The following is a 24,688-nucleotide window of genomic DNA, read 5'->3' on the forward strand; positions in this document are numbered from 1 at the left end:
GTCATATCTACGGAATAAACCCCGTTGTATCGGGACACCCCTGTCCCGATACCTTGCTGCACCAGGGGCGTTTCGGGAGAAGGGTCTCCCGAAACAACTCTTTTCCGCAAATTTGACATACACCCTCCCTTGTCCACCCATTTGACATAACAGGCTGGCACTGATAAACTACCCAAGGGCGTCCGATCAGTCGGTCGCCTTTCTTACGGGTGAGATATTGAACAAAGTCGAGCTGGTCTCATATGCAAAAGTGAACTTCACGCTTGAGGTGTCGGATAGACGCCCGGACGGCTATCACGAGATCGACAGCATCGTCCAGACAATAGACATCACCGACGATCTGGTAATGACCAAAGCCGAGCCTGGCGTGATTACAGTCACATGTGATATTGATGGTGTGCCTGAGGGACCCGGTAACATAATATACCGAGCCTGCGAAGAGTTTTTTAATCGGGCAGGTCTCCATGCTGGAGTCGAATGCATGCTGAGAAAGCGTATACCTATGCAGGCGGGACTCGGCGGCGGTAGCGGGAATGCGGCTGCAGCAGTCGCGGGTCTTAACCGATTATATGACTGCGGCCTTTCGGCAAAAGAGCTTGCGGATATTGCAGCGGCGGCAGGTTCGGATGCGCCGCTTTTTATATACGGTGGGACTGTGCGCATGCGCGGCAGGGGAGAGATAATTGATCCGCTGCCTGACGTGCTGCAGATGTATCTGGTTGTGATCAAACCCGATGTTGGGGTCTCAACTGCCTGGGCATATGGCGAGTTGGACAAGTCATCGTCAGGCAGGTGTGAGTCGGTGAGCCAGAGAGCCGAAGATGCGGTCCGCGACTCTGATCGAGATAGCCTGATAGCGAGTATGTGCAATGATTTCGATCCGGTAGTGTCCGCTGCCTTTGATGAGGTCAGACTGGCAAAATCCAGATTGATGGAAGCAGGCGCACAGAGAGCCATGCTCTCGGGTTCCGGCTCGGCAGTGTTTGGAGTGTTTGGAACTCACGAGATGGCGCAACAGGCGACTTTGAGCCTGATGGGCGAGTTTGCGCAGGTGTTCTTGACCTGCACAGTCTGCAGGGATAAGTCTTCCCTGATTGGTTAATACAATGAGTAAAATAGATGCAATAATATTGGCCGGAGCGCCCGCTGGTGCGGATTTGAACCCGACAGAGCCGTCCAAAAGCCGTGCTATGGTCGATATAGGCGGCAAGAGCATGCTCGGCTGGGTTGTAGATGCCCTCAGAGCTTCACCGTCAATCGGCAGGATAGCGGCGGTAGGTGATGTCAGCGCCGATGGTCCGGATATGGTTATCGAACCCGGTGATAGCCTGGTAAGCAACATCAAACTGGGCATCGACGCTCTCAAATCGGACGGCAATGTGCTTATAGTTAGCTCGGATATCCCGCTTATCACGCCAGAGGCCATAGAAGATTTTCTTGAGCGCGCAGTCCGGCTTGATGTAGATTTCGCATTTCCGATCATTCCGAAGGCGCACTGTGTCAAACACTACCCTGAGCTTCATCGGACATATCTGAAGACCGGCGACGGCGTATTTACGGGCGGCAACCTTATGCTCGCAAGCCGCAGCTTCTTTGAGCACAGTTGGGACGCCATTGCCAAAGCGTATTCAGCTAGAAAACACGTTATTGGGCTTGCTCGAATGATCGGGCTGAGCGTCCTGCTGAGAGTAATAATAGCGCAGATCATCCCGCAGGTGTTGAGAATATCCATGCTCGAAAGAGCGGTGTCGCGGATGCTTGACGCAAAGGTAGCCGCGGTTGTGAGCGCATATCCCGAGATCGGCGAGGACGTGGATAAGCCCTCCGATCTGGAAGTAGTGAGAAGAATTTTAGGCAGTTAACATGGATAAGCATTTTTCGGTACTTAACAAGATAAATACCCCGGCTGATCTCAAAGGGCTCAGCGATATACAGCGAAAACAGCTCGCCGATGAGATCAGGGCTACTATAATCGACACGGTCTCCAAGACCGGCGGTCACCTTGCGTCCAACCTGGGCGTAGTCGAGCTTACGATTGCTCTCCACAGCGTCTTTAACTCTCCCGACGACAAAATGATCTGGGATGTCAGCCATCAATCATACGCTCACAAGCTTCTCACCGGCCGCCGTGAGTCTTTCTCGACTCTGCGCCAGGGTGGGGGGCTCTCCGGCTTTACCAAGCGCGATGAGAGTGAGTATGACCCCATGGGCGCAGGCCACGCCAGCACGTCCATATCGGCGGCGCTGGGCCTCGCCAAGGCGCGCGACCTGCGCGGCGGCAAGGAGCACGTGATCGCAATCACAGGCGACGGAGCAATAACCGGCGGCCTTGCGCTCGAGGGCATGAACAATGCCGAGCAGCTCAAGACCGATGTGATAGTCGTGCTTAACGACAACAAGATGTCAATTGCCGAGAACGTCGGGGCGATGGCGCTTCATCTGAGCAAACTGAGAATGGCCGAACTTTATAAGAGAGTTGAGACACGCGCCAAGGAAGTTGTAGGCAAGATGCCCGCAGGCAAGACACTTACCCGCACAGCCGAGGGTCTCAGTCATGGCGTGACCCGTCTTCTCGGCTCCAAGACAGGTGTGGTCTTTGAGGAACTCGGGTTTACATACCTTGGTCCCATAGATGGCCACAATACAGAGGTCCTGATGGATGTTTTCGAGAACGCCAAACGCATTAAGGGCCCGCTTCTGATCCATGTGGTCACTCAAAAGGGCAAGGGCTATGAGTTTGCCGAAAACAATGCCCGCATCTTCCACGGCATCTCAGGTTTTGACGTGGCGGACGGCAATATCGAGCGCGCCACAGGCAATACAAGTTATACCAAGGTCTTCTCCGAGACCCTGATCGAGATGGCAAAGCGGGACGAGAGAATAGTAGCGATCACTGCCGCTATGCCCGACGGTACCGGCCTTGCCAGGTTCGCCGACGCCTACCCTGACAGATTTTTTGACGTAGGCATCGCTGAGGAGCATGCGGTCACATTTGCGGCGGGGCTTGCGGCGGGCGGATTGCATCCGGTGGTGGCCTTATACTCCACATTTCTCCAGAGAGCCTATGATCAGGTTATACACGATGTCTGCCTGCAGAACCTGCCGGTCACCTTCGCGATAGACAGAGCGGGCCTGGTCGGCGAGGACGGCCCGACCCATCACGGCGTATTCGACCTGTCATTTCTCAGGCAAATCCCGCATATGGTTGTGGCGGCGCCCAAGGACACGATGGAACTGCGCGACCTTGTGGCTACGGCTCTGACTCACGACGGCCCAATGGCAGTGCGATACCCCCGCGGCAGCGGTCCCTGCGCCTTTGAACCGGGTGAGCCCCAAATTCTGGCGATAGGCAAGGGCGAGAAGCTTACCGATGGTGACGACCTGGCGATAATAGCTGTCGGGGAGACTGTCTACCCGTCACTCGAAGCCGCCAGGATTCTTGATGAGCAAGGACTGAGCGTTGAGGTTATCAACGCACGGTTTGTGAAGCCTCTCGATGAGCAGTTGATACTGAGCGTGTTAAAGCGCGGGCTGCCTGTCTTGGTGATAGAGGACAACACGGTAGTCGGTGGGTTCGGCTCGGCTATACTCGAGCTTGCCTCGTCTAAAGGATACCCGCTAAATACTGTCCACAGGATCGGCGTGCCGGATGCCTTTATCGAGCACGACACGAACGGCAGACTCTATGAAATGCTCGGCCTGACTGCGGATAAGATTGCGGAGTCTGCCAAAAAGCTCCTCAAAGTTAAGAGCCTGGTATCATAAGCCTCTCGTGTTTCCCTTGAGTGGGGTAGCAGTGATAGTGCTGAATTCTACATTGTTGCCAAAACGAACTGAGCGTGAAATTCGGGTTTTTGAGCGTGGGGAGTTCGTTTTGGCTGTTTTTTTATATCTGTAATTCCTTCCTCTTGCAATGATGCTTCGCGAGCGTATGCTCCGAAGCGGCTGCACGGAGCTTCGGGACATATGTCCGCGAAGCATTCACTCCTATAATTATAAGACGACAACTCGGCCAAAATGTGGTTAACGGACCATGGTATTTTGATTAAATGTTGTTCACAGGTTGTGAATGGACGATGGGGTTGGGCGTGCTGCGGGAACTTACGGCAGTGTGGATATGATAACTTGAGATGTATGCGCCGTTCCCGCAGCATAAAACAAGCTATATCAACCAACTATACTGATGGTCCGGGATTTGAATCCCGGATCTGCGTATCAGGGACTTGAGTCCCATTTCCAGCTTTCATTGCCAAACACGGAAAGTATCGCTGGTCCGGCGGCTTCGGCAGCGAGGTAGCTCAAAATTGATAGGCTGTACTAGATTGATTGCTGCACGAAGCAACGAATGGGTTAGGCTTAGAGAGGGTGTATTGAAGCCGTGCGACTGAAGTCACGGCTACAATACACGAAGTGTCCCTTCGGACACTTTGGGAGGGGTTAGTTATATGTAGTGGGAACGGCTGAGTAATAAGATAGCTCAACGGTAAGTTACCGCGGCTCTTCACCTGCGTCGTATAGTGCAAGCTGCAGAAATTACGATTGATTTGGATTTCGAGGTTATATGACTAGCGCCATTCCCGGAGTATATGAATTACATTGCGCAAGCTTCGGGGCATACGCCCGCGAAGTATAAACACTGCTGAAATTTCCTCCCGTAAGTTTATGACCATAAACACGACATGATGATGCAGCTATTACATGCAGCTTAAATGTTGTTCAAAATCTGCGGAAATTGCTTCAGATTGTTTGACAAACAAGCTCTGTCATGATATCTTGCCATACGCTGCTCAATTGTGCATGAGTGGTCAAATAAATAGACCGGGAGGATATCAATATGCAACGAATAGTGACAGAAATGCGAATCTTGATCATGATAATCTCTTGTTTAGTCCTATGCCTATGCCTGCTTGGCTGCGGTGGGGGAGGCTCATCCACTCCAAATGTGACTGCCGCAACGACTACAGCCACCGGACAGTTTATCGATGCTCCTGTGGCGGGGCTTACTTATGAGTCAGGCAGCATAACGGGTGTTACAAACGCTGATGGATCCTTTACATATGAAGTCGGTAAGTCTGTTCGCTTCTCAATCGGCGGCAAGTTGGCCCTTGGTGAGGCACAGGGCCAGTCGGTTATAACTCCTGTGGACCTTGTTGATGAAACCGGCGCTAATGCATCTACTCCGGAAGTTGTAAAGATTGTCAGGCTTCTCATGACGCTCAACAACAGCGGGACCAACGATAAAATGTCTTTCTCGAGTGGTGTGCTTGATAAGGCTGCTGACCAATCAATGACTAATATACAGTCGCTCAGTAGTGATGGTTTGTTGAGTATAGTCAAGGCTCTTGACAGCACCAAGACGGCACTGGTCTCTGAAGCTGACGCGGAGGATCATCTTTCTGACAATCTTGCTAAGCTTCTCGTGGGAACTTGGCTGTATCGTGATGGATCGCATATACTGGCCATTACGTTCCTTGACAGCAGTCGCTACATTGGCATCGAGGAAGGCGCGAGTGATGGCGGTGGCCATACTGGAATGGAGATCGGCTCATATACATGGGACCCCAAAACCAGTGCATTTACCGGCAGTGCGTCTAGTGTGAACACAAATGGTGATTGGGGATTTGACGGCGGCTTTTCGAGCACGGCTGCAATCAGTGGAAATGTGCTGACAATACAGGGAGATATTGATAAGCTTACAAAAGTGGCCTCTGACTCCTCAAAGCCACTGGTTGGCGCATGGATTTCAGCAGATTCTAATAACGATGTTCTGCTCGTTTTTCTTGCGGATGGAACATACCTTATGGCTGAGCATCATACTGCTGTTGAGTATAGCTGCGGAGACGGAATGGAGCGCGGCACATATTCATGGAATCCGGCTACGGGTGTAATCAGCGCGACAGTGATAACAGATACTTCCGGTGACTGGGGCTTTTCGGATGCAGGCATTGTGACGATTACAATTAGCGGCAATACACTGACATGGGTGAACAAAGACGGAACTCATACTGCTATGCGTGTTACTGAGTAGCAGACATATTTGAGTTTGAAATAATGCAGTCCTCTGCGAAGCAGCGCAGGGGACTGCTTCTACCCTCATGATAGCCTCCGAATCCGCCAATATGAACATAGGAACTGTTCGGGTCGCAAAATTCGTATTAACTCTGGTATAATGTTGCATTGACGGTTTCATTTTACTTCTAACTTCTATTCCGGGAGGCGTGGTGTGGTCATGCTGGGACTCAAGCGTCGCAAGCGACAAGAAGGCTGGGCGGTCGAGATCGACCCAAACGACGAGCGGCAGAGCGCCGGCCCTCTTCAGCGTATATCCGATAACAACAAACTCTGGATTGCCAGTTTGATAGCCGTCTTGCTGATGACTGTTGTTCTCATATGGACATCTTCAAGAGGCGGGACGCCTCCGCAGGAGTATGGCGGGCAACCGGGTTACAGGGGCAAGGGCACTTATGATGATGCCGCTCACGCCAAATTTGCGCTTAGTTTTGCAAAGAGCAAGTCCTACGGCACGGCTATTGACTCTGCCCGTTTTGTCGATCAGGAACACTTTGAGATTATTGTGGGTCAGGGTGTAAGCGCCGATGAGATAGACTACGCCGCGAGAATGGCAGCACAGATCATACTTGAGAAGTTCCGTCAGAGGGTAATCGTCGAGGTATACGATCAGGACTCAGCGGGCAAGCATTTCCTGGCGAACACGCTCTGGGATGAAGAGAAATTGGGCTTTATAGTAAAATTTAATAAGTCCAGGTTCGGCACTCGATAACATATAGGATGAGTTTTACGCGCCTCCGGGTATAATAGCGGCAAACCAGCAAATTACTCGGAGGTGTTTTTATGTACCGCATTTGCTTTTCTATCGTTGTAACTTTGTTGCTGTTGCCTGCAATTGCAGCGGCGGCGGATGCAGAGACCACAGGCATAATGGTAACCGGATCGGGTGAAGTCAAAGCTCAGCCGGATATCGCTTACGTGACACTTGGGGTGAATACCCAGTCCGATGATGCCGCAAAAGCCGCCAAGGATAACGCCGGGATAACGAACTCAGTCATCGCCGCTGTCATGAAAGCGGGAATCGCCAAGAGCGATATCGAGACCACCAATTACTCCGTCAACCCGATAATGGACTACAAAAAGTCACCTCCTGTTACTGTGGGATACGGCGTGTCCAACCAGATTCGCCTCACAATCAGGAATTTGGCTCGCGTTGGCTCGATAATTGATATAGGTGTCAAGGCGGGTGCGAACAACGTTCAGGGCGTAGATTTTTCCATAGAGAACGATACTACGCTTCGCGGCCAGGCTCTGGTCAAGGCGATAGCTCAGGCAAAATCCAAGGCGCAGGCAATGGCTGATGCGGCTGGTGTGAAGCTGGGCAGGCTTGTCTCTATGTCCGAGGCGGGAGGTTACGCCCCCAGGCCCATGCTGGCGGGTCTGACCAAGTCCGAGGCCGCTCCGACCCCGATCATACCCGGCGAACTGACAGTATCCGCGTCCGTGACCATGGTTTACGCGATATTGTAGGAGATCGCCCGGTTTGGCGTATTGAGCCTTGGATGTGATACAATGGGGCGACAATACGGATTCAGGTGATGCAATGAGAGTTGGAATCGTGGGGTTGCCGTCGTCCGGCAAGACCACTTTATTTAAGGCCCTGACAAGGGGCACTGTTAAAATTGAGGAGAGCTACGGCCAGTCAGCCAAACCCAATATCGGTGTGGTGAGCGTTCCGGACAGCCGTGTAGATTATTTCGTCGAGGAATATCATCCCAAAAAGATAACATACGCCAGCATTGAGTTTATCGACGGCGCTGCTAAGATATCGACCGACCAGGGTAAGACCAGGTTCGGCTCTGATTTCTTTTCGGACGTGCGGCAGGTGGATGCGCTGGTGCATGTGGTCCGGGGCTTTGCGGGATCAGCAGGCGAGCAGGCGACGCCTGTGGCAGACCTTCAAAACCTGCAGGACGAGCTGATGATTGCCGATCTGCAGCTTGTTGAAAACCGCATTTCGCGTGTAGAAAAGCAGCTTCATGGGGTCAAGAAGGGCACTTTGACACCCGCGGCTACTGAGATGGAACTGCTGGAGCGCATCAAGGCTGCGCTGGAGGAGGGGAACTCTCTCAAGACTCTGGAGTTTACGCCAGAGGAAGAGAAGACCATCCGCGGCTATGACTTTCTGACCCTGAAGCGAATGATTGCGGTGTTGAACATTGCAGAAGACCGTATCGGCTCTGCGGATGAGCAGATACTTGCATTCCGAAAGGCCTGCGAAGAGTCGGGAGTGCCGGTGATCGAGCTGTGCGCACAGGTCGAGATGGAGGTATCTCAGCTTTCTGACGAGGAAGAAGCAGAGTTTTTGCAGTCCATGGGTATTGAGGAGCCTGCCAGAAACGTGCTGATACGGGCTTGTTACAAGGCTCTGGGTCTTATATCATTTCTTACCGCCGGTGAGCCGGAGGTGCGCGCCTGGACGATCCACGCGGGCGACAGGGCAGTCGATGCCGCCGGGACAATCCACTCGGACATCGCGCGAGGCTTTATCCGCGCTGAGATAGCCAATTTTGAGGACGTAAAAGCAGCCGGTGGCTGGGACGCTGCAAAGCAGAAAGGCATAGTGGCGCTTCAGGGAAAAGACTATGTCGTTCAGGACGGCGACGTGATGTATATTAGGTTTAAGGTTTGACCTGCTTGGAGATTGTTGCGATATAGAAAATTTGGCCGCGATTTTATTGCCTTCCCGCTTAATTGAGGAGCGGTCGAGCAGGAAAATCGCTGGGTTTGATCTCATCGCAATTGCCTCGCTTGTAAGATAGTTGAGCGGTATGATATAATTGCTCAAGCTAGGGGGTATAGTAAACGAATGAAACGCACATACCAACCCAAATGCCGGGCGCGCAAGCGTGAACATGGTTTTATGTCACGCATGTCTTCGCGCAATGGACGAAGGGTATTAAAATCAAGGCGCGCAAAAGGCCGCTGGGAACTTACTGTTTAATGATGTGTGATGGCGCGCCCTTTAGCATAGGGCGCGCGGTCGCCGTTGGCGGCGAGGCAGAATAATGTTACCCTCGGCGTGGCGGCTGCGGCGAAGGTCGCAGTTTGCAAAGGTGTATTCAAAAGGGAGGTCCGCTGCAACGGACCTCATTGTAGTGTACGCACTTGCCAATAACGAGCGGATAACCCGCGTGGGTTTTTCCGTAAGCAAGAAGCTCGGTGGTTCTGTCGATCGCAACCGCATAAAGAGGCTTCTGAGGGAGGCCGTCAGGCTGATGCTTACTGATATCGCCGACGGGTATGATGTCGTGATTGTGGGGCGTCGAAGGGCCGCGGGGGCGACGCTGGCCGAGTTTGAAGTGTCCGTCGATAGGCTTTTTCGAAAGCTGGGCATCCTGAAGTGATTCGAAAGATTATCCTACTGCTTATAAGAGGTGTTTACCAACAGGCTTCGAGACGATTTTGGCCGCGGACCTGCAGATATTTGCCGACCTGTTCCGAGTATGCGGCACAGGCGATAGAGAAATACGGCTGCCTTAAGGGCATCTGGATGGGAATCTGCAGAATATGTCGCTGTCACCCCTGGGCTGAAGGGGGCTATGATCCGGTCAAATAACCGATCCGCCTGTCCAGTTACTTACTATGAGACTTCCCAAGACATCACTTGCACTTATATTTATCCTCTTGATTTCTTTGAGCGCTGCAACTTTCAGCTTTGCTTCCAAGGCAGATGTACTCTTCGCCAAGGCAGACAAAGCCGTTGCAGCCGCCGAGAAATCCACGCGTACTTCCGATAAGAACGATAACTACCAGCAGGCAATCAAATATCTCAATGATATAGCTAATAACAAGAAATACTCCGGCATGCCGGAGGGCGCAAAGGCGCTTTATGAGACAGCCCTGATCTATGGGACAGCCGACAAGCGGACGAAAACCTTTAATCTGAACACTTCCGTAGAAACCTTTAAGAGGCTGATCAACAATTATGACCGGCCTAAGTCGGAACTGCTCAATGATATGGAAGATTCTGAAGCTCGGCAGGTTCTTGATATTGTTGCCGATGCTAAGAAGATGCGGCTTAAGTTCGCCAGTGAACTTGATAAACAGAATTCGAAAGGCATTCTATACAAAATCATCGATTCTTTTGTAAAGCTCACAGGTTCCAATCCTGACTACAGCTATGGGATTGCAATTATCCTAATTACGATTATCATAAAAATCCTGATTACACCTCTAACCAAGGCTCAGTTCAAGAGCATGAAAGAGATGCAGAGGATAGCGCCTCTGGTGAAGCAGCTTCAGGAAAAGTATAAGGGCGATCAGAAGGCCATCGGCGAGAAGACGATGGACCTGTATAAAGAGCATGGGGTCAATCCCTTTGCGAGTTGTCTGCCGCTGTTGGTGCAGATGCCGATCCTGATGATGCTCTTTTATATGATAAACGCTTACAAGTTCCAGTTTGAGAAGGCGTCTTTCCTGTGGATAGGCAGCGGCATATCGCACCTTTGGGGGCAAACTCTGCCTATCGGCCCGGTGGGTGGCAAGGTATGGTTTACCGCCGGAAATCTGGCAGAAGCGGACCTGATACTGGTAGTGCTCTATCTGATCAGCATGTATATATCGACCAAGATGTCTGCTGTAGACCCCACGCAGGCCGAGCAGCAGAAGATGATGTCGATAATGATGCCGCTGATGTTTGCGTTTATCTTCGCGGGCTATCCGTCTGCGTTCTTGCTTTACTGGCTGGTGCTGAACATACTTCAGACCGGGCAGCAGTATTTGATCATGCGCGCTCCCGAGCCGCCTGCCGCCGGAGCAGCAGCGCCCGGTGCGCCTGCTCCGACTGAGCCGACCGATACGGACAGAGCCTCGCGCTCCAGGCGCAGACGACGAAGATGATTTGAATGGGTTACTTGAGCACTGAGTGTATGTTGGACAGTGTCAGCCCATCACCCAGCACCCAATACCCAAAACCTATAACTTAATGGAGGCGTCAATTGAATACAGTTGAGGCTAGTGGAAGAACAATAGAAGAGGCCGTGGCAACAGCCGCCCAGCAGTTGGGCGTGAGCGCCGACGGCGTTGAGTATGAAATAGTCGAGGAGGGCACCAAGGGTTTCCTGGGCCTGGGTCAGATGCCGACCACGGTTAAAGCGTGGGTGAAAGAGGGCTATGTGCCAAGCGCGGCGCCTGTTGAAGAAGCCAGAGAGGTGCCTGTGGAAGTGGTTACCGACGAAGAGCCTGCCGGCTTCTCGGGCGAGGGCGATGTCTTTGTAGATGAAACACTGCGCATAGTCGGTGATGTGCTTAAAGCAATGGAAGTCAATGCCAAGCCTGTTTTGAAGTCTGCGGATGCTGAAGAGGTTGTGGTAAACATCGCCGGTGACGACGTTGCGATCCTCATAGGCAAGCACGGTCAGACTCTTGATGCGCTGCAGTATATCGTCGGCCTTGCGGTTGCCAAGTATTCCGATACTCGCCGCCGCTTGATATTGGATGCCGAGAACTACCGCGCACGCCATCAGGAGATTATCGAGGCCAAGGCGCACGAATATGCCGATGCCGTAAGGGCCGAGGGCAGAGAAGCTGTGTTGGACCCTCAGAACCCCCGAGACCGCAGGATCGTGCATATGACTCTGGCCGAAGACCCGGATGTATATACTTACAGCGAGGGCGAAGGCGACTATCGCCACGTTGTGATATCACCGAAAAAGTGATCGGTTGACGGTTGACGGTTATCAGTTGAAATAACCGTCAACCGTCAACTGTCAACCATTATGAACTCAATTGATACTATCGCCGCAATAGCTACTCCTGTCGGGTCCGCAGGCATAGGAGTGATAAGGATAAGCGGCCCCAAAGCGCTCAGCGCCGCATCACGTTTATTTACCTGCGGTGATAAAGATATAGCGAAACTGCCCACACATACCGCCCACCACGGCACTCTGATCGACCCCAAGACCGGCAGCGCAATAGATGATGTAGTCCTGACGATCTTCCGCTCTCCTGCAAGTTACACTGGTGAGGATGTCGTCGAGATATCCTGCCACGGCGGGATCGCGGTTTTAAGGCGTGCATTGTCTGCTGCGCTCGACGCGGGTTCTCGTCTTGCTGAGCCGGGCGAGTTTACTAAGCGGGCGTTCCTAAACGGCAAGATAGACCTAGCTCAGGCCGAAGCGGTCAATGACCTCATACGCGCCCAGACGGATGATGCGCGAAAAGTCGCGCTGCGCCAGCTTGACGGCGCACTCTCGAAGCGGGTGGGGGAGATCAACGCCCGCATCTTGGGAGTGATCGCTGCCATAGAGGCCGCAATAGATTTCCCGGATGACGTTTCTGAGCCCGAGCCGGACTGGATAAAGGCTGAACTCGAAGGCTCGCGGGACGATGTTAACGATCTGCTAAAGTCGTTCGGCAGAGGGCGGGTCTATAGAGAGGGTCTGCGACTGGTGATCGCCGGACAGGTCAATGTCGGCAAGTCGAGCCTGCTCAATGCACTGCTGAGGCACGCCAGGGCGATTGTGACCCCAATTCCGGGTACCACGCGTGACGTGATAGAGGAGAGCCTTGAAATTAACGGCATCCCAATTGTCGCTATGGACACAGCGGGCCTGCGAGCGACGGACGACCCGGTGGAGAAGATAGGCGTCGAGCGGACAAGGGAGTCGATACAGTCGGCCGACCTGGTCCTGCTGGTCCTGGACGCAACAGGCGATCTTCGCGCCACTCTCCCCAAAGAGTGCGAGGGCAAACCTGCGATAATCGTAGTCAACAAAGTCGATCTCGTTCCTGAGGGTGAAATTTCTATTGACAGCAGTATGCCTGTCGTAATGACAAGCGCGGCGACAGGTCAGGGTATAGACGAGCTGGAAGCCAGGATCGCTGATACTGCCGTCTCATCGGCAGCAGCGGGCGAGAGTGTGCTGGTAAGCAATGCTCGTCACCAGCGCTCACTTATCTCAGCCTCCGAGAGCCTTGACCAGGCGCTTGAGACACTCAAATGCGCCGAACCTATAGACCTGCTCAGTGTCGATTTGATTGCCGCTCGAAACAGACTTGGGTTGATTACAGGCGAAAGCGCAAGCGAAGACCTGCTCGACAGGATATTCTCCGAGTTTTGCATCGGGAAGTAGAGAATTTAATTTACCAGCGCTTGCCCGAGGCTTTCCAATTCAGCCTCATTGAGCTTCCGGCCATCCTTGTTCGTGATATAAAAGACGTCCCTCGCCTCGTGTCCCCATGTCGCCACACGAGCGGAGTGTATGTCGAAACCCAACTCGGAAATTTTACGCGTGAGGTAGTGCAAGATTCCGTGCGCATCAAATGCTCGGAATTCGATCACGCTCTCGTGGTCCGAGAGATTATCCAGCACGCTCATGCTCAACTTTTCGGACTTCTCAAACTTCTTCTTTCCCCAGCGGCTGAGCAGGTTGTCAACGCTTACCTGTCCTGTAAGCACGCTTGTCAGATCACCTTCAAGCTGCCACTTTTTCATCTGGGTGAGCTGGCGTCCCTCGAAGTCTATGAAAAGTATGTCTATTGCTATGTGGTCGGTTGAGTGGCGGGTGAATATCTGAGCTGCATGTACGTCGATGTTCATTGCATTCAACGCTCCGGCGATATCGCTTAAGAGGCCTTTTTTGTCCTTCGCGACAACAGTCAGCACTGTAAACTGCCCTGTCCGGTCGTCTCTGATCTCAATAGCGGGAGAGCCTTTTCTGGCATTTCGGACATAGCCTATATGCGCCGCAAGCTCGTCCGGAGGAGTGTTGAGTAGGTAGCTGGCGGGCATGGATGCGCAGTGCTCATCAACCTCGTCCGGCGGCAGGTTTGCCAGGCACAGTTCCCTGCGCACTCTTCTCTTGTGCCTGTCGAGGTCGGGTGACGACGACTCAGGAGACCGCAGTGCAGCCATGGCGCGCTCATGCAGCTCCATCAGGAACCTCACTTGAATCTGATTCCAGTTACGCGTGCCGACCGCTCTCTGATCGGCTACAGTCAGTAAAAAGAGCATATCCAGCAGTTGAGAGTCTTTTACGACCGACATAAAATCTCGGATTGTTCGTTTTTGATGCAGGTCGCGCAGTCTTGCCGTCTCAGCCATTCGCAGATGATGCTTGACCAGGAATTCGACTTTTGATTGTGACTCTTCAGGCATCCCAAGCGCGACTGCCGTCTTGCGCGCGATTGATGCGCCGACCCTGGCATGGTCGCGCCCGGCGTCGGACTTACCTGCGTCATGAAGCAGCGCGGCTAGATACAGTACCTCCAGTTTTTGCACTCGCGAAAGCACATCCGTAAATTGCTCGTCATTACCGGTAAAGAGCGCATCCAACTGCTCGACAGTACGTAGGCTATGTTCGCCGACCGTGAACTTGTGCGCCGCATCACCGGGGACTGTAGTCATCAAGTTCTTGAATGCGGGCACAACCGTTTCAAGCACGTCAAGTTCAGCCATAGATCGCAACACGGCGCCTGCCCCCGGTCTTGAGATGATATCGATAAAGCTCCGCAGCGAATCGCTTCCGGGATTGTGACCATTTGCGCTGTCGGTGATAAGACCGCATGCCTCGCGGTGTATGCGCAGGTCATAGTCGCGCGCATGCTGAAATACTCTGAGCAGAGCGGCTGGTTCGCGTGCAGCAAGACCCCTGTCGAGTATTTTCAGCATTCCTGCATGTGCAAATATGCCGGGCTCGATCTCAAGCTGCTGCTCAAGACATGCCTCCGCCACTTTATGAAAAACCTGCCGGATACTTTGCATGTGATTGTAGAGAGCCGAGAGAAACTTCTGCGGAGTCGGGCAGTTATTACTGCAATAGCCCAGCTTTTCTGCTGTCTCCTGGTGCCTGCCGGAACTCAGAGTATCCATTCCACGACCAGTGAGCAGGTGTAGAGTATTGCGGGTCCTGGCCATGAATTCGGTTGCATTCATTACTTCGTTTATATCGACATCGGATACCACTCCGCGCGACCGCAGGCCGTCCCAAATATCCGGTCCTGTAAGGTCGAACGCGACTTGTGCGACCCACCGCGCGGCGTGCAGATCACGCAAGCCTCCTCGCCCTTCTTTGATGTTGGGTTCGACCAGGTATGGCGTGCCGGTTGAGTTGTCTCTGGTGTTTATATGGCCGATCACGAATGCGGCGGGAGTGATTGCCTGCCTGAGAGCCGACTCGAATGCGTTGAACAGAGCTTTATTGCCTGATATCCATCTTGCATCAAGGAGCGCAGTCTCGGTCTCCAGCGGCAGGTTTTCCACGTCATCTACGCGCCTGTAGGAGTATCCGACCTTGATCTGGGCATGTTCCAGAACGTCCATCAATATCCGAAAAGCGCGCTTGACTACCAGGTCTATATCGTCATCATCACCTGTGCCTGCGATGAATGTGACATCGACATCCGAGAACGGCGACATCTCCCTTCGCCCATAACCTCCGACTGCGGCTATAGCGATTTCGCGCAGAGCTTTCTTTGCGGTGTTGGGATCATCCTGTTCTGCGGCCTTTGCGGCGATTTGAAAAATCCGGCGGACAAGAGCATCGGTGAGGTCGCTGTAGGCGTGCATCATCTCGATGCCGCCCGTTTCGGCTAAATGATCGGCCAACTCCTCGCGCGCGGATGATAGTTTGTCGGCCAGTTGTTTTGCGTCCGTCGAAGATTCGAAGCGTGTCTCCAGTCCGGCTTTAGTAAGGTCCATACTTAAATCGCCGTCTCTCCGCGTTCACCGGTCCTGATTCGGATCACATCATCAATACTGCTCAGGAAAATCTTGCCGTCTCCTATCTCGCCTGTGAACGCCGCTTTAGTAATCGCTTCTACTACTCTTTCGACCATCTCGTCCGGCACAACCGTCTCGATCTTTGTCTTGTCGAGTAGATTTACCACATACTCCTGGCCTCGATAGTACTGCGTGCGGCCGCGCTGTTTGCCCGCGCCCATAACGTTTATGACTGTGATCCCTTTGACTTCGATCTCGTCCAATGCATCTTTGACATCGTCCAGTTTGCCCGGTCTGATAATTGCTTCAACCTTTTTCATGTGAATTCTCCTGTTGAATGTCCACTTTCCCTCCAGGTAGGGATACCTGGAGGGATGAAAAATTACGAAAACACGAAAGGGAAGTTTTCCTATTTCGTTCTCTCGCATTTTCGCGATAAGAAATTCTTATGCCTTCAGATATCTTACCTGGAGGCTGCTAGAGATTGTAGCCGACTTCACCGTGCTGGCTCAGGTCGAGACCGGTCTCTTCGTCTGCCTTGCTGACCCGAAGCGGGGTGAATATATTGATCACTTTCAGGATAATGAATGTGACAACAAACGAGTAAGCTGCGACAGTCACTATTGCAATAAGCTGTTTGCCGAGCAATGCGGCATTTCCATGAAAAAGACCGTTTGCACCGGCAGGATTGATTACTGCGCTGGCGAACAGACCCGTCGCAATGGCTCCCCAGGTTCCCCCGACACCATGCACTCCAAAGACGTCCAGAGCGTCATCGTAACCGAGCTTGCCCTTGATCAGGATTGCGCAGTAACATATCGGGCTGACAACCAAGCCGAGTAAAACTGCTGCCATAGGCCCGACGTATCCGGAAGCAGGCGTGATTGCCACCAGTCCGGCTACGGCTCCACTGGCGAACCCCAGAGCGGTCGGCTGACCCCTGTGCAGCCATTCGATTATAACCCATGATAGCGCGGCTGTAGCTGCAGCCGTGTTGGTTACAACAAACGCGTTAACTGCAAGTCCGTTAGCCGCGAGAGCGCTGCCTGCGTTAAACCCGAACCATCCGAACCAGAGCAGGGCAGTCCCTACAAGTGTCATGGTCAGGTTGTGCGGTTTGAACTCCTCGCGTCCGTAGCCCTTTCTTCGCCCGATCACAATAGCGCAGCACAGAGCAGCGATACCCGAGCAGATGTGAACGACGGTGCCGCCGGCGAAATCCAATGCGCCCATTTTTTGCAGCCATCCGCCTGAACCCCATACCCAGTGCGCGACCGGGCAATACACCACAGTTAGCCAGACTATAATAAATATAAAAAATGCATTAAACCTGATGCGTTCGGCGAAGGCGCCTGTGATTAGTGCGGGAGTGATGATGGCGAACATCGCCTGGAAGATCATAAACGCCTGATGAGGAATGGTCTGGCCGGGCAGTGGAGTCATCCCTACACCCCTGAGGCCAACATATTCAAGGGAGCCTATGAGCCCGCCGTGGTCTGTGCCGAAAGCAAGGCTGTAGCCCCACAGGACCCAGATCACTGCGGCAAGCCCGCACATCATAAAGCTCTGCAAGATTGTGGCCAGAGCATTTTTCTTGCGCACCATGCCTGCGTAAAAGAGTCCAAGACCCGGTGTCATAAGCATGACCAGCGCGCTCGAAACCAGCACCCAAGCAGTGTCTCCGCTGTCTATCTTACCGGCTGAGTCCGCAAATGCCGTTTGCATACCGACCAGCATGCACACGAATATCGCAGCCGCCGTCTTAAAGTTGAGTAGTCTTCTCACTCCGCTCTCCTCCTCATGTAACCTCTGCTTAAAGTTTAGGTAACGTATGTTACAAGCAGGTTTCGGCATGGTTACGCTTTGGTTGCCGGTGTGTTACAAGTGAGCGTGAGGATGCTTTGGCATGCCGTCTACTATGTCTGTATGAGGGCCGGGTTGTCCCTGCAATCCCGCCATGCCTGTATTATTGCGCGTATGTGGCTTTCGGGCAGGTTGCCGGGGAGGTTATGGACGCCCGCGAACAGGTAACCGCCGCCCGCACTGAATATCTCGATGTTGCGCTTGACCGCTTCATAGACCTGCTGCTGCGTCATTTCGTTGGGATACAGCGTGGCGTCGAAGACGCCGCCATAGAAGATTATTTTGTCGCCCCAGTTGGCTTTCAATGTGGTGGGGTCCATCCTGGAGGCGGATATCTGGACGGGGTTATATATGTCTACGCCGCACTCGACCAGGTCGTCCATAATATCGAAGTTCGAGCCGCATGAGTGGAGATTGACTTTCATCTTGGTGATTTTGTGCCACTCGGTAAAAAGCCTTTTATAATGCGGCTTGTAGATTTTTCTCCAAAGCTCGGGGCCTATGGTAACGCCATTCTGGCCGCCGATATCATCTGCGATCCCCATGAACGCGCAATATTTACCGATTGCCTGTTCAAGCTGTCTTATATTTGCAATTGCGGCGTCTACCGCCTTGTCCAGAAACTCGTGGACGGCATCCGGCTCCGTTACCATTCGCATCCACCAGCTCATCAGCCCGCCGGGCGCTATCTGCAGGTCGAAGATATACTCTCCGCATGCGATGGCGTAATCTGTGTTTTCATACAGCCACTTTGCGTCGGCTTCCAGACGTTTGAGCAGAGTCTCAGGCATTTCATGTGGCGGATTGAAGTCGTCAGGGGATGGCTGCTCATTTTCACCAGGAAGGGTATTGTTTTGAGCAGGCGGCATGTCAAAGTAAATCTCTCCCGGAGGGCACTTGGCCGCATTGTTCCACCACCATGTGCCGTCAGGGTCTTTGCGAAACTGCCAGTCCCCTGCCACCTGAATAGTCGTGCCCCATATATCCAGCGGTTTCCACTGCGCATCGGCTTCAGGTGTCCAGAAGCGGGACGGACACATCTTGGAACCAAGCAAAATTACATCGCCGTCCATAGCTTTCAATACCGAAGGTTCAAAGACGGCATTGTTCATGAACGTGCAGACGCGGTTTTTGGGGTCGGATACTCCTAAGATGTTTTTGAGCGTCTTATAAGCCAGATTGTGCAGCCCGGCGGTTTCACAACCTCCGAGTCCGTTGGGTATTCTGTCAGCAGGTTCACGATTGAGCAATCGCATAATCCGTTCGCGAGATGTCATATGTTTCTAAGCTCCATGTAGAGTATATACCTGTTTGCCACTTTGACGATGAAGATAAAGTTCCTTCATACTCTGTTGTGGCAGATTTGCAATCTGTCCCCTTTGGGGCAATCTCTGGATATGAGATTCCGTTAACCGCTAAGCCAGCATATAAGTGCTAGGTAGTGGCATCAGAGATGCCATTTGGCCCTTTTCGGCGCAGATTTTAATCTGCCCGAACAAAGCGGAGACATATTTCTTAAGATGTGTTCGCCCTGACCGCAGGTGCGGATAACAAGCTTTCCTATGCTATACTTATAATTGCCGAGCACTTTCAACTAATTTTGGGGCAACATAACGATGACACAAATAAAGACACTCCTTCATGTCGAATATCTTCAGCAGTTCCTGCCGGGCTGTCCCGATAAAGAGAACGGCTGCTGCGGTCCGGCATCCCTTACGATGTGCGCATGTTACGCCATAAGCAGGAAACCCGAGTCAAACGATATCGTATCGGTCCTGGCAAACCTCGGGCACCGGCTCGACGGCACCGGCGGCGGCACACGCTGGACAGAACTCCTGGGCGCGGGCAAAGAAGTCTTTGGCCTTGATGGCCTGGCGAAAGAAATATGGGGTATTGATGAGATCAAATCCGAGATAGCGCAGGGCAGACCCGTGATCATTGGTCTGAAGTCGGGCTTTCTGACCAATCGCAACTACGAATTTGCAGGCGGTCATTATGTCGCCGCAGTCGGATTCGATTCCGATCACATTATCTGCCTGGACCCCGCCGCCAGGTCGAGCGAGCCTTTTTACTACAGCAATACCGATATGCACTCCGCTATGATTGAGTTAGGAGAAAATGTACCCAACGGCGTTATGCACGGCTTCAGCGTGAAGACCTGATATTTGGGTGTTTGTTCAAACCAGCAAACTGTAGGGAAGAAGCATTTGCCCTTCGCATTTGGCAAGCTTCTCAATTAATGTCGCAAATGCTTCATCCGCCACAACTTCTATACCGGACTATCGTCTCTAATCAATATCGGAAAGACTAAGCCATTTCTATCATTGGAAAGTGGAATAGCCCACTTGATGTTCCGAACGCATTGCTCCAGGCTCATCACCGAGCAGAGTTCCGGCATCTCATCAGTCGGGTAAGTCACCTGACTAAGAACAGCACTAACAGCTTCCGTCGAGTGGGCACGGTAGTAGAAGACAGTCCAATCCGGTCCATCGTGCCGGATTGTGTATTCCCATTGGTCGAAAGTGACGCCGGTCTCTTCCTGAAACTCACGGCACATGGCTTCTATAGGGCGCTCGCCATCTTCAATCTTGCCGCCGATCCCATTCAGCAAACCAGCCTGCCACTGTGGTCGAACCTTTCGGATAAGTAGAACATTGGTTCCTTCATCATCGAACAGAAATCCATCTACAAAATGCATATATCACCCTGCCAAGCCAAGACTACAACAGCATTCGCCTATCGGCATCAATTCCCCTGCCATAAGAAGGAACAATCTTCCAAACGGCTAAGCAGTTATGGAGTATCTTCATACCGGATTGAAAGGAAGAATGGTAATGGCCGACAACTACAAAGCCGAATATAATTTATTAGTCGACAAACTCGCCGCGCGCGGTGTTGACGTTGATAAAGTAAAATCAAAGCTCAAAACGCAAAAGATAGAGACCCCGAGCTGGGGCTTTGCCGATTCAGGCACCAGGTTCGGACCGTATAAGCAGCCCGGCTCGGCAGTCACGATCGAAGAGAAGATCGCCGACGCAGCCCAGGTCAACAAATTCACAGGTATCGCACCGACTGTGGCAGTGCATGTCCTTTGGGACTTTCCCAATGGTCTCCAAGATGCCGATAAGCTTGCCGCCTACGCCAAGTCTCTGGGAGTCAAGATAGGCGCTATCAATCCCAACGTCTTTCAGGACCGCGAATATTTCTTCGGTTCTGTCACCAATGAGGACCCGGCTGTCCGCAAAAAGGCTATCGCGCACATGATCGATTCCGTGGAGATAGGAAAGAAGCTCGGCTCCGATGTGCTCTCACTGTGGTTCGCCGACGGCACCGACTACCCCGGCCAGGGAGACTTCCGACGCAGAAAGCATTATGCCGAGGAGTCACTCAAGGAAGTCTACAACGCCATGCCGGCCAATATGCGCATGCTCATCGAGTATAAGCCCTTCGAGCCTGCCTTCTACCACACCGACTTCGGCGACTGGGGCATGAGCTATTCGTTCGCTAATAAGTGCGGCCCCAACGCTCACGTGCTGGTCGATCTGGGTCACCACTTCATCGGCCAGAATATCGAGCACCTGGTCTCATTCCTTATCGATGAGGAGAGGCTGGGCGGCTTCCATTTCAATAATCACAAATATGCCGACGACGACCTCACAGTCGGTTCGATCAACCCGTATGAGCTCTTCCTGATCTACAACGAGTTGGTCAAGGCAGAGGATAAGCCTAATAACAACCCGCCGATAGCCTATATGGTCGACCAGGCGCACGTCACCAAAGCCAAGATCGACGCCATGATCCAGACGATCATGCACATCCAGAGCGCCTACGCCAAGGCCATGTGTATCGACCGCAAGAGGCTCTATACGGCGCAGATCGGTCAGGATGTTGTCGGCGCCGAGACATGCATGCAGGAGGCTTTTGCTACGGACATCGAACCTCTGCTTAAAGTGGCTCGCGAGGAGATGGGCCTCGATCCCAATCCTCTGGACGCATTCCGCGCAAGTGGCTACTGGGCTAAAGTGAGCAAAGAGCGTGGAATCCGCTCCGGCGCAGGAGTAGGAGCCTAACTGATTTAGTATTTGAGATATTGGATTTTATATTTAAGGTAAATTGATGGGCCGGGGAATCTTTCCCCGGCCCTACACATACGGCGATTTCCTATCGACCTCAACTTTTACTTCTGAACTCTTACTACTTGAACTCTGGTAATCTTCTTTTCGTTGTCTGTCGAAATATTGACTGCGATCTCTTCGCCATTATCGCCCGCAACTGAAAACACGGCCATCTTGTTGTCGCCGGTGTTCTGATTGAATGAGTTCTTTACATTCTTGAGATTCGATTTATAGAACCCGTAGACTTTTTCAAAGTTGTCCGAAGTCGTCAGTATACAATTGTGCATCTTTTCTGTTTGGCCTTTGCTGTCGCCTTCATAGCTGCCGGCAGTCTCGACCTTTGCGCCGGGGTATACGGGCACTCCAAGCTCTTTAGCAGTAATATTCTTTTTATCGACTTCTATCGTCGCCTTGCCTTCGGCTGTCTTAACCTCAACCTTTTTAGCTTTTCCCTGCTTCTCACTTACAGTCACTTTGCCGCCCGGAGCAATATAGGTATGCTTTCTTGCACACCCCGCCGAGATGACAACGATCAACGTCAGTGCAATTGCAACAATTCCTAATCTATTCATACAAGCCTCCCCCAAATGAAATGTAATCAGCCACTTCAACAAGTAAATGCTGCTATCCTCTATTAACATCCTGTTTAGTGAGGCTTGCCGCCGGAGCCGTCGAATGCGCCAACCCATCCGACTGCCACAATGAACATTTGCGCTTTTATCGAAGTCTATTATGTCTCGATGGGCCGGGATTTGAATCCCGGACCATCGTATGGGGGATATTTATCACCAACCATGCCTTGCCTCAATGACATCCCAATCCAAGTATTTGTATTATGCACGAACATTTCTCACGATTGTGCGTTATGTAAGTGACTTACCGTGAATTGCTTGGCACTTCAAAACTCGTGACGATGCAAGGAGGGATATTTTTTAATGCATCGAAATCTACTATAACAAACAGATGGCAATTCAAGCATTCTTGCCCTGGGTTCCATAAAGCTTTCGATCTACCTCCGACTTCTATCTCTAGGGGGCCGACTATGCCGCCAAGTAAAATTGACACCGAGATAAGCACTCTTATACGCGCGCGGTACCCGATTATCTATATCGTTTCATGGGAGGAGCGCCGTGTGGAGGATGCGCTGCGCGAGATTGCTCACCCGTCCAAAAAGATATATACCTGGAGTCTGACGCAGGGGGTTCGTCCGTCGCCGCCGGTCGGTGGGCAGGCGAGCACACTCCTTGCCGCTCTGGAGTTTGTCGATAAGTGTGATGAGGACGCTCTATTTGTCTTCAACGACATGCACTCGATGATCTCCGACCCGGTGATCATCCGGCTGCTGCGGGATATGGTCGTAAACCTCAAAAGCAGCCACAAGAGCCTTATTATCCTTTCACCTATACTTCGTCTGCCGCCTGAGCTTGAGAAAGATATTACTGTGGTCGATTACAGTCTGCCCGATTTTAACGAACTCGGCGATTTGCTGGCACTGATAATCGACAAGATGAAGCGCGACGGCGCCGACGTGAATATCAATCTTAACTCCGATGATCGCGAGAAGATAATCAAGGCAGCGCAGGGGCTTACTATTACCGAGGCCGAAAACGTTTTTGCGCGGAGCCTTGTCGAGAGGCGCGCATTTGATATCGATGTGATCCTCAAAGAGAAGGAACAGATCGTGCGTAAGAGCGGTCTGCTGGAATATTATCCGGCAAATGAGAAGTTCTCCGATATCGGCGGGCTGGGTGTCCTCAAAGACTGGCTTGCCAAGCGCGGATCCTCTTTTACTCAAAAGGCGCGCGATTATGGTCTGCCGGAGCCTAAGGGAATACTGCTGCTGGGTGTGCAGGGCTGCGGGAAGAGTCTGTCGGCAAAGGCTGTCGGTGCGCTCTGGAACCTGCCCATACTGCGGCTGGACGTGGGCAAGATTTTCAGCGGGATAGTCGGCTCCAGTGAGCAGAATGTCCGGCGTGCAATACAAGTTGCGGAGTCGGTGGCGCCTGTCGTGCTGTGGATGGATGAGATGGAGAAGGGCTTCGCCGGTGTGCAAAGCTCGCCGCTATCCGATGCGGGCACGACATCGCGCGTATTCGGCACATTCATCACATGGCTGCAGGAGAAAAGCGCGCCGGTCTTTGTCGTAGCCACTGCGAACGACATCACTCAGCTTCCGCCCGAGCTTTTACGCAAGGGCAGGTTCGATGAGATATTCTTTGTGGACCTGCCGAGTCGTGACGAACGCGCCGAGATATTCCGGATCCACCTTTCAAAGCGAAAGCGTGAGCCTGGCAGCTTTGACGTCGACTCATTTGCCTCAGCATCCGAGGGTTTCAGCGGCGCGGAGATTGAACAAGTCGTCGTGTCGGCGCTTTTTGATGCATTTGCCTCTAGCCGGGAAGTGACGAGCGATGATATACTTAATTGCATCCAATTGTCCGTTCCGATATCGGTCACCATGGCTGAGCAGATCGCCTATCTGAGAGGGTGGGCCGAAAAGAGGGCGCGCAGGGCGTCATAGCTTTCGTTATGAGTTTTGAGTTGTGTGTTTCGAGTTACTTGAGCGGTAGGCTAGCTGAGGAGGAGAGGAATGTCTGTCATTGAAAGATTTGAGGATATTCAGTCATGGCAAGAAGCCCGCGCATTGACTAAGCAGATATACACACTCACTTCACAGGGCGACTGGGCGAGAGACTTTGGATTGCGGGACCAGATTAGGCGGGCTTCAGTTTCGATAATGTCGAATATAGCAGAGGGTTTTGATCGTCGTAACAATGGTGATTTTCATCGGTTTCTTGCAATTGCCAAGGGATCGGCAGCAGAGGTCAAAGCCCAGCTATACGTGGCGCTTGACATGGGATATATAGATGAGGATGTCTTCATGAAAGTATATGGATCAGCGGACAAAACTGCTCGTCAAATAGGAGCACTAATGAACTATCTTAAGGCTCATACCATCAAGACCCATAACCCATAA

General features: G+C 52.4%; 23 protein-coding genes. 17 read left to right on the plus strand and 6 right to left on the minus strand.

Features of this window, described 5'->3' with window-relative positions:
- Positions 1-217: 217 nt before the first annotated feature.
- From ispE to mnmE, 13 genes are all read left to right on the plus strand, one after another.
- The gene (gene ispE / locus ABFD83_08675; GenBank protein MEN6357142.1) at positions 218-1,102 is read left to right on the plus strand and encodes a 4-(cytidine 5'-diphospho)-2-C-methyl-D-erythritol kinase; all 885 of its coding nucleotides are present in this window, start codon (positions 218-220) and stop codon (positions 1,100-1,102) included.
- A 4-nt stretch (positions 1,103-1,106) separates the two neighbouring features.
- Entirely contained in the window at positions 1,107-1,862 is a 756-nt protein-coding gene (locus tag ABFD83_08680) for a nucleotidyltransferase family protein (GenBank protein ID MEN6357143.1), read from the plus strand.
- Between the two features lies 1 nt (position 1,863).
- Entirely contained in the window at positions 1,864-3,765 is a 1,902-nt protein-coding gene (gene dxs, locus ABFD83_08685; protein ID MEN6357144.1) for a 1-deoxy-D-xylulose-5-phosphate synthase, read from the plus strand.
- 1,069 nt (positions 3,766-4,834) lie between these two features.
- Positions 4,835-6,028, plus strand: coding sequence for a hypothetical protein (locus ABFD83_08690; protein MEN6357145.1), 1,194 nt, complete (start codon positions 4,835-4,837; stop codon positions 6,026-6,028).
- 195 nt (positions 6,029-6,223) lie between these two features.
- Positions 6,224-6,781 (plus strand): hypothetical protein, encoded by a 558-nt coding sequence (locus tag ABFD83_08695; protein MEN6357146.1) that lies wholly within the window; start codon positions 6,224-6,226, stop codon positions 6,779-6,781.
- Positions 6,782-6,852: 71 nt separating this feature from the next.
- Positions 6,853-7,539, plus strand: a complete 687-nt coding sequence (locus ABFD83_08700; GenBank protein ID MEN6357147.1) for an SIMPL domain-containing protein — start codon at positions 6,853-6,855, stop codon at positions 7,537-7,539.
- 73 nt (positions 7,540-7,612) lie between these two features.
- Positions 7,613-8,701, plus strand: coding sequence for a redox-regulated ATPase YchF (gene ychF, locus ABFD83_08705; protein ID MEN6357148.1), 1,089 nt, complete (start codon positions 7,613-7,615; stop codon positions 8,699-8,701).
- 177 nt (positions 8,702-8,878) lie between these two features.
- Entirely contained in the window at positions 8,879-9,013 is a 135-nt protein-coding gene (rpmH, locus tag ABFD83_08710; protein MEN6357149.1) for a 50S ribosomal protein L34, read from the plus strand.
- Between the two features lie 64 nt (positions 9,014-9,077).
- Positions 9,078-9,416 carry a ribonuclease P protein component gene (rnpA, locus tag ABFD83_08715; GenBank protein MEN6357150.1) on the plus strand — a complete coding sequence of 113 codons (339 nt, stop codon included), beginning with the start codon at positions 9,078-9,080 and terminating at the stop codon, positions 9,414-9,416.
- Positions 9,413-9,628 carry a membrane protein insertion efficiency factor YidD gene (gene yidD / locus ABFD83_08720; protein MEN6357151.1) on the plus strand — a complete coding sequence of 72 codons (216 nt, stop codon included), beginning with the start codon at positions 9,413-9,415 and terminating at the stop codon, positions 9,626-9,628. Before rnpA ends, yidD begins: the two co-directional genes overlap by 4 nt.
- A gap of 26 nt (positions 9,629-9,654) precedes the next feature.
- On the plus strand, positions 9,655-10,911 hold the full coding sequence (locus ABFD83_08725) for a YidC/Oxa1 family membrane protein insertase (GenBank protein ID MEN6357152.1): 1,257 nt from the start codon (positions 9,655-9,657) through the stop codon (positions 10,909-10,911).
- 98 nt (positions 10,912-11,009) lie between these two features.
- A complete protein-coding gene (gene jag / locus ABFD83_08730) occupies positions 11,010-11,729 on the plus strand; it encodes an RNA-binding cell elongation regulator Jag/EloR (GenBank protein MEN6357153.1) in 720 nt (239 codons plus the stop codon).
- Between the two features lie 60 nt (positions 11,730-11,789).
- Positions 11,790-13,145 (plus strand): tRNA uridine-5-carboxymethylaminomethyl(34) synthesis GTPase MnmE, encoded by a 1,356-nt coding sequence (gene mnmE, locus ABFD83_08735; protein MEN6357154.1) that lies wholly within the window; start codon positions 11,790-11,792, stop codon positions 13,143-13,145.
- Between the two features lie 5 nt (positions 13,146-13,150).
- Here mnmE and ABFD83_08740 read toward each other — a convergent pair whose 3' ends face one another.
- From ABFD83_08740 to ABFD83_08755, 4 genes are all read right to left on the minus strand, one after another.
- Complete coding sequence (locus tag ABFD83_08740) at positions 13,151-15,712, minus strand: ACT domain-containing protein (protein ID MEN6357155.1); 2,562 nt, start codon at positions 15,710-15,712, stop codon at positions 13,151-13,153.
- Between the two features lie 2 nt (positions 15,713-15,714).
- Positions 15,715-16,053 carry a P-II family nitrogen regulator gene (locus ABFD83_08745; protein MEN6357156.1) on the minus strand — a complete coding sequence of 113 codons (339 nt, stop codon included), beginning with the start codon at positions 16,051-16,053 and terminating at the stop codon, positions 15,715-15,717.
- A 157-nt stretch (positions 16,054-16,210) separates the two neighbouring features.
- Positions 16,211-17,470 (minus strand): ammonium transporter, encoded by a 1,260-nt coding sequence (locus tag ABFD83_08750; protein MEN6357157.1) that lies wholly within the window; start codon positions 17,468-17,470, stop codon positions 16,211-16,213.
- Between the two features lie 179 nt (positions 17,471-17,649).
- The gene (locus tag ABFD83_08755; protein MEN6357158.1) at positions 17,650-18,873 is read right to left on the minus strand and encodes a uroporphyrinogen decarboxylase family protein; all 1,224 of its coding nucleotides are present in this window, start codon (positions 18,871-18,873) and stop codon (positions 17,650-17,652) included.
- A 339-nt stretch (positions 18,874-19,212) separates the two neighbouring features.
- On the opposite strand from ABFD83_08755, the gene ABFD83_08760 reads away from it, so the two are divergent.
- Positions 19,213-19,758, plus strand: a complete 546-nt coding sequence (locus ABFD83_08760) for a C39 family peptidase (GenBank protein MEN6357159.1) — start codon at positions 19,213-19,215, stop codon at positions 19,756-19,758.
- Positions 19,759-19,865: 107 nt separating this feature from the next.
- Here ABFD83_08760 and ABFD83_08765 read toward each other — a convergent pair whose 3' ends face one another.
- Complete coding sequence (locus ABFD83_08765; protein ID MEN6357160.1) at positions 19,866-20,294, minus strand: NUDIX domain-containing protein; 429 nt, start codon at positions 20,292-20,294, stop codon at positions 19,866-19,868.
- A 136-nt stretch (positions 20,295-20,430) separates the two neighbouring features.
- On the opposite strand from ABFD83_08765, the gene rhaI reads away from it, so the two are divergent.
- On the plus strand, positions 20,431-21,666 hold the full coding sequence (gene rhaI, locus ABFD83_08770) for an L-rhamnose isomerase (protein MEN6357161.1): 1,236 nt from the start codon (positions 20,431-20,433) through the stop codon (positions 21,664-21,666).
- Between the two features lie 107 nt (positions 21,667-21,773).
- Here rhaI and ABFD83_08775 read toward each other — a convergent pair whose 3' ends face one another.
- A complete protein-coding gene (locus ABFD83_08775; protein ID MEN6357162.1) occupies positions 21,774-22,283 on the minus strand; it encodes a hypothetical protein in 510 nt (169 codons plus the stop codon).
- 470 nt (positions 22,284-22,753) lie between these two features.
- Between ABFD83_08775 and ABFD83_08780 the strand changes: the two genes are divergently transcribed.
- Positions 22,754-24,232 carry an AAA family ATPase gene (locus ABFD83_08780; protein ID MEN6357163.1) on the plus strand — a complete coding sequence of 493 codons (1,479 nt, stop codon included), beginning with the start codon at positions 22,754-22,756 and terminating at the stop codon, positions 24,230-24,232.
- Positions 24,233-24,301: 69 nt separating this feature from the next.
- Complete coding sequence (locus tag ABFD83_08785; GenBank protein ID MEN6357164.1) at positions 24,302-24,688, plus strand: four helix bundle protein; 387 nt, start codon at positions 24,302-24,304, stop codon at positions 24,686-24,688.

It is taken from the genome of Armatimonadota bacterium (assembly GCA_039679645.1).
GTDB lineage: Bacteria > Armatimonadota > UBA5829 > UBA5829 > UBA5829 > UBA5829.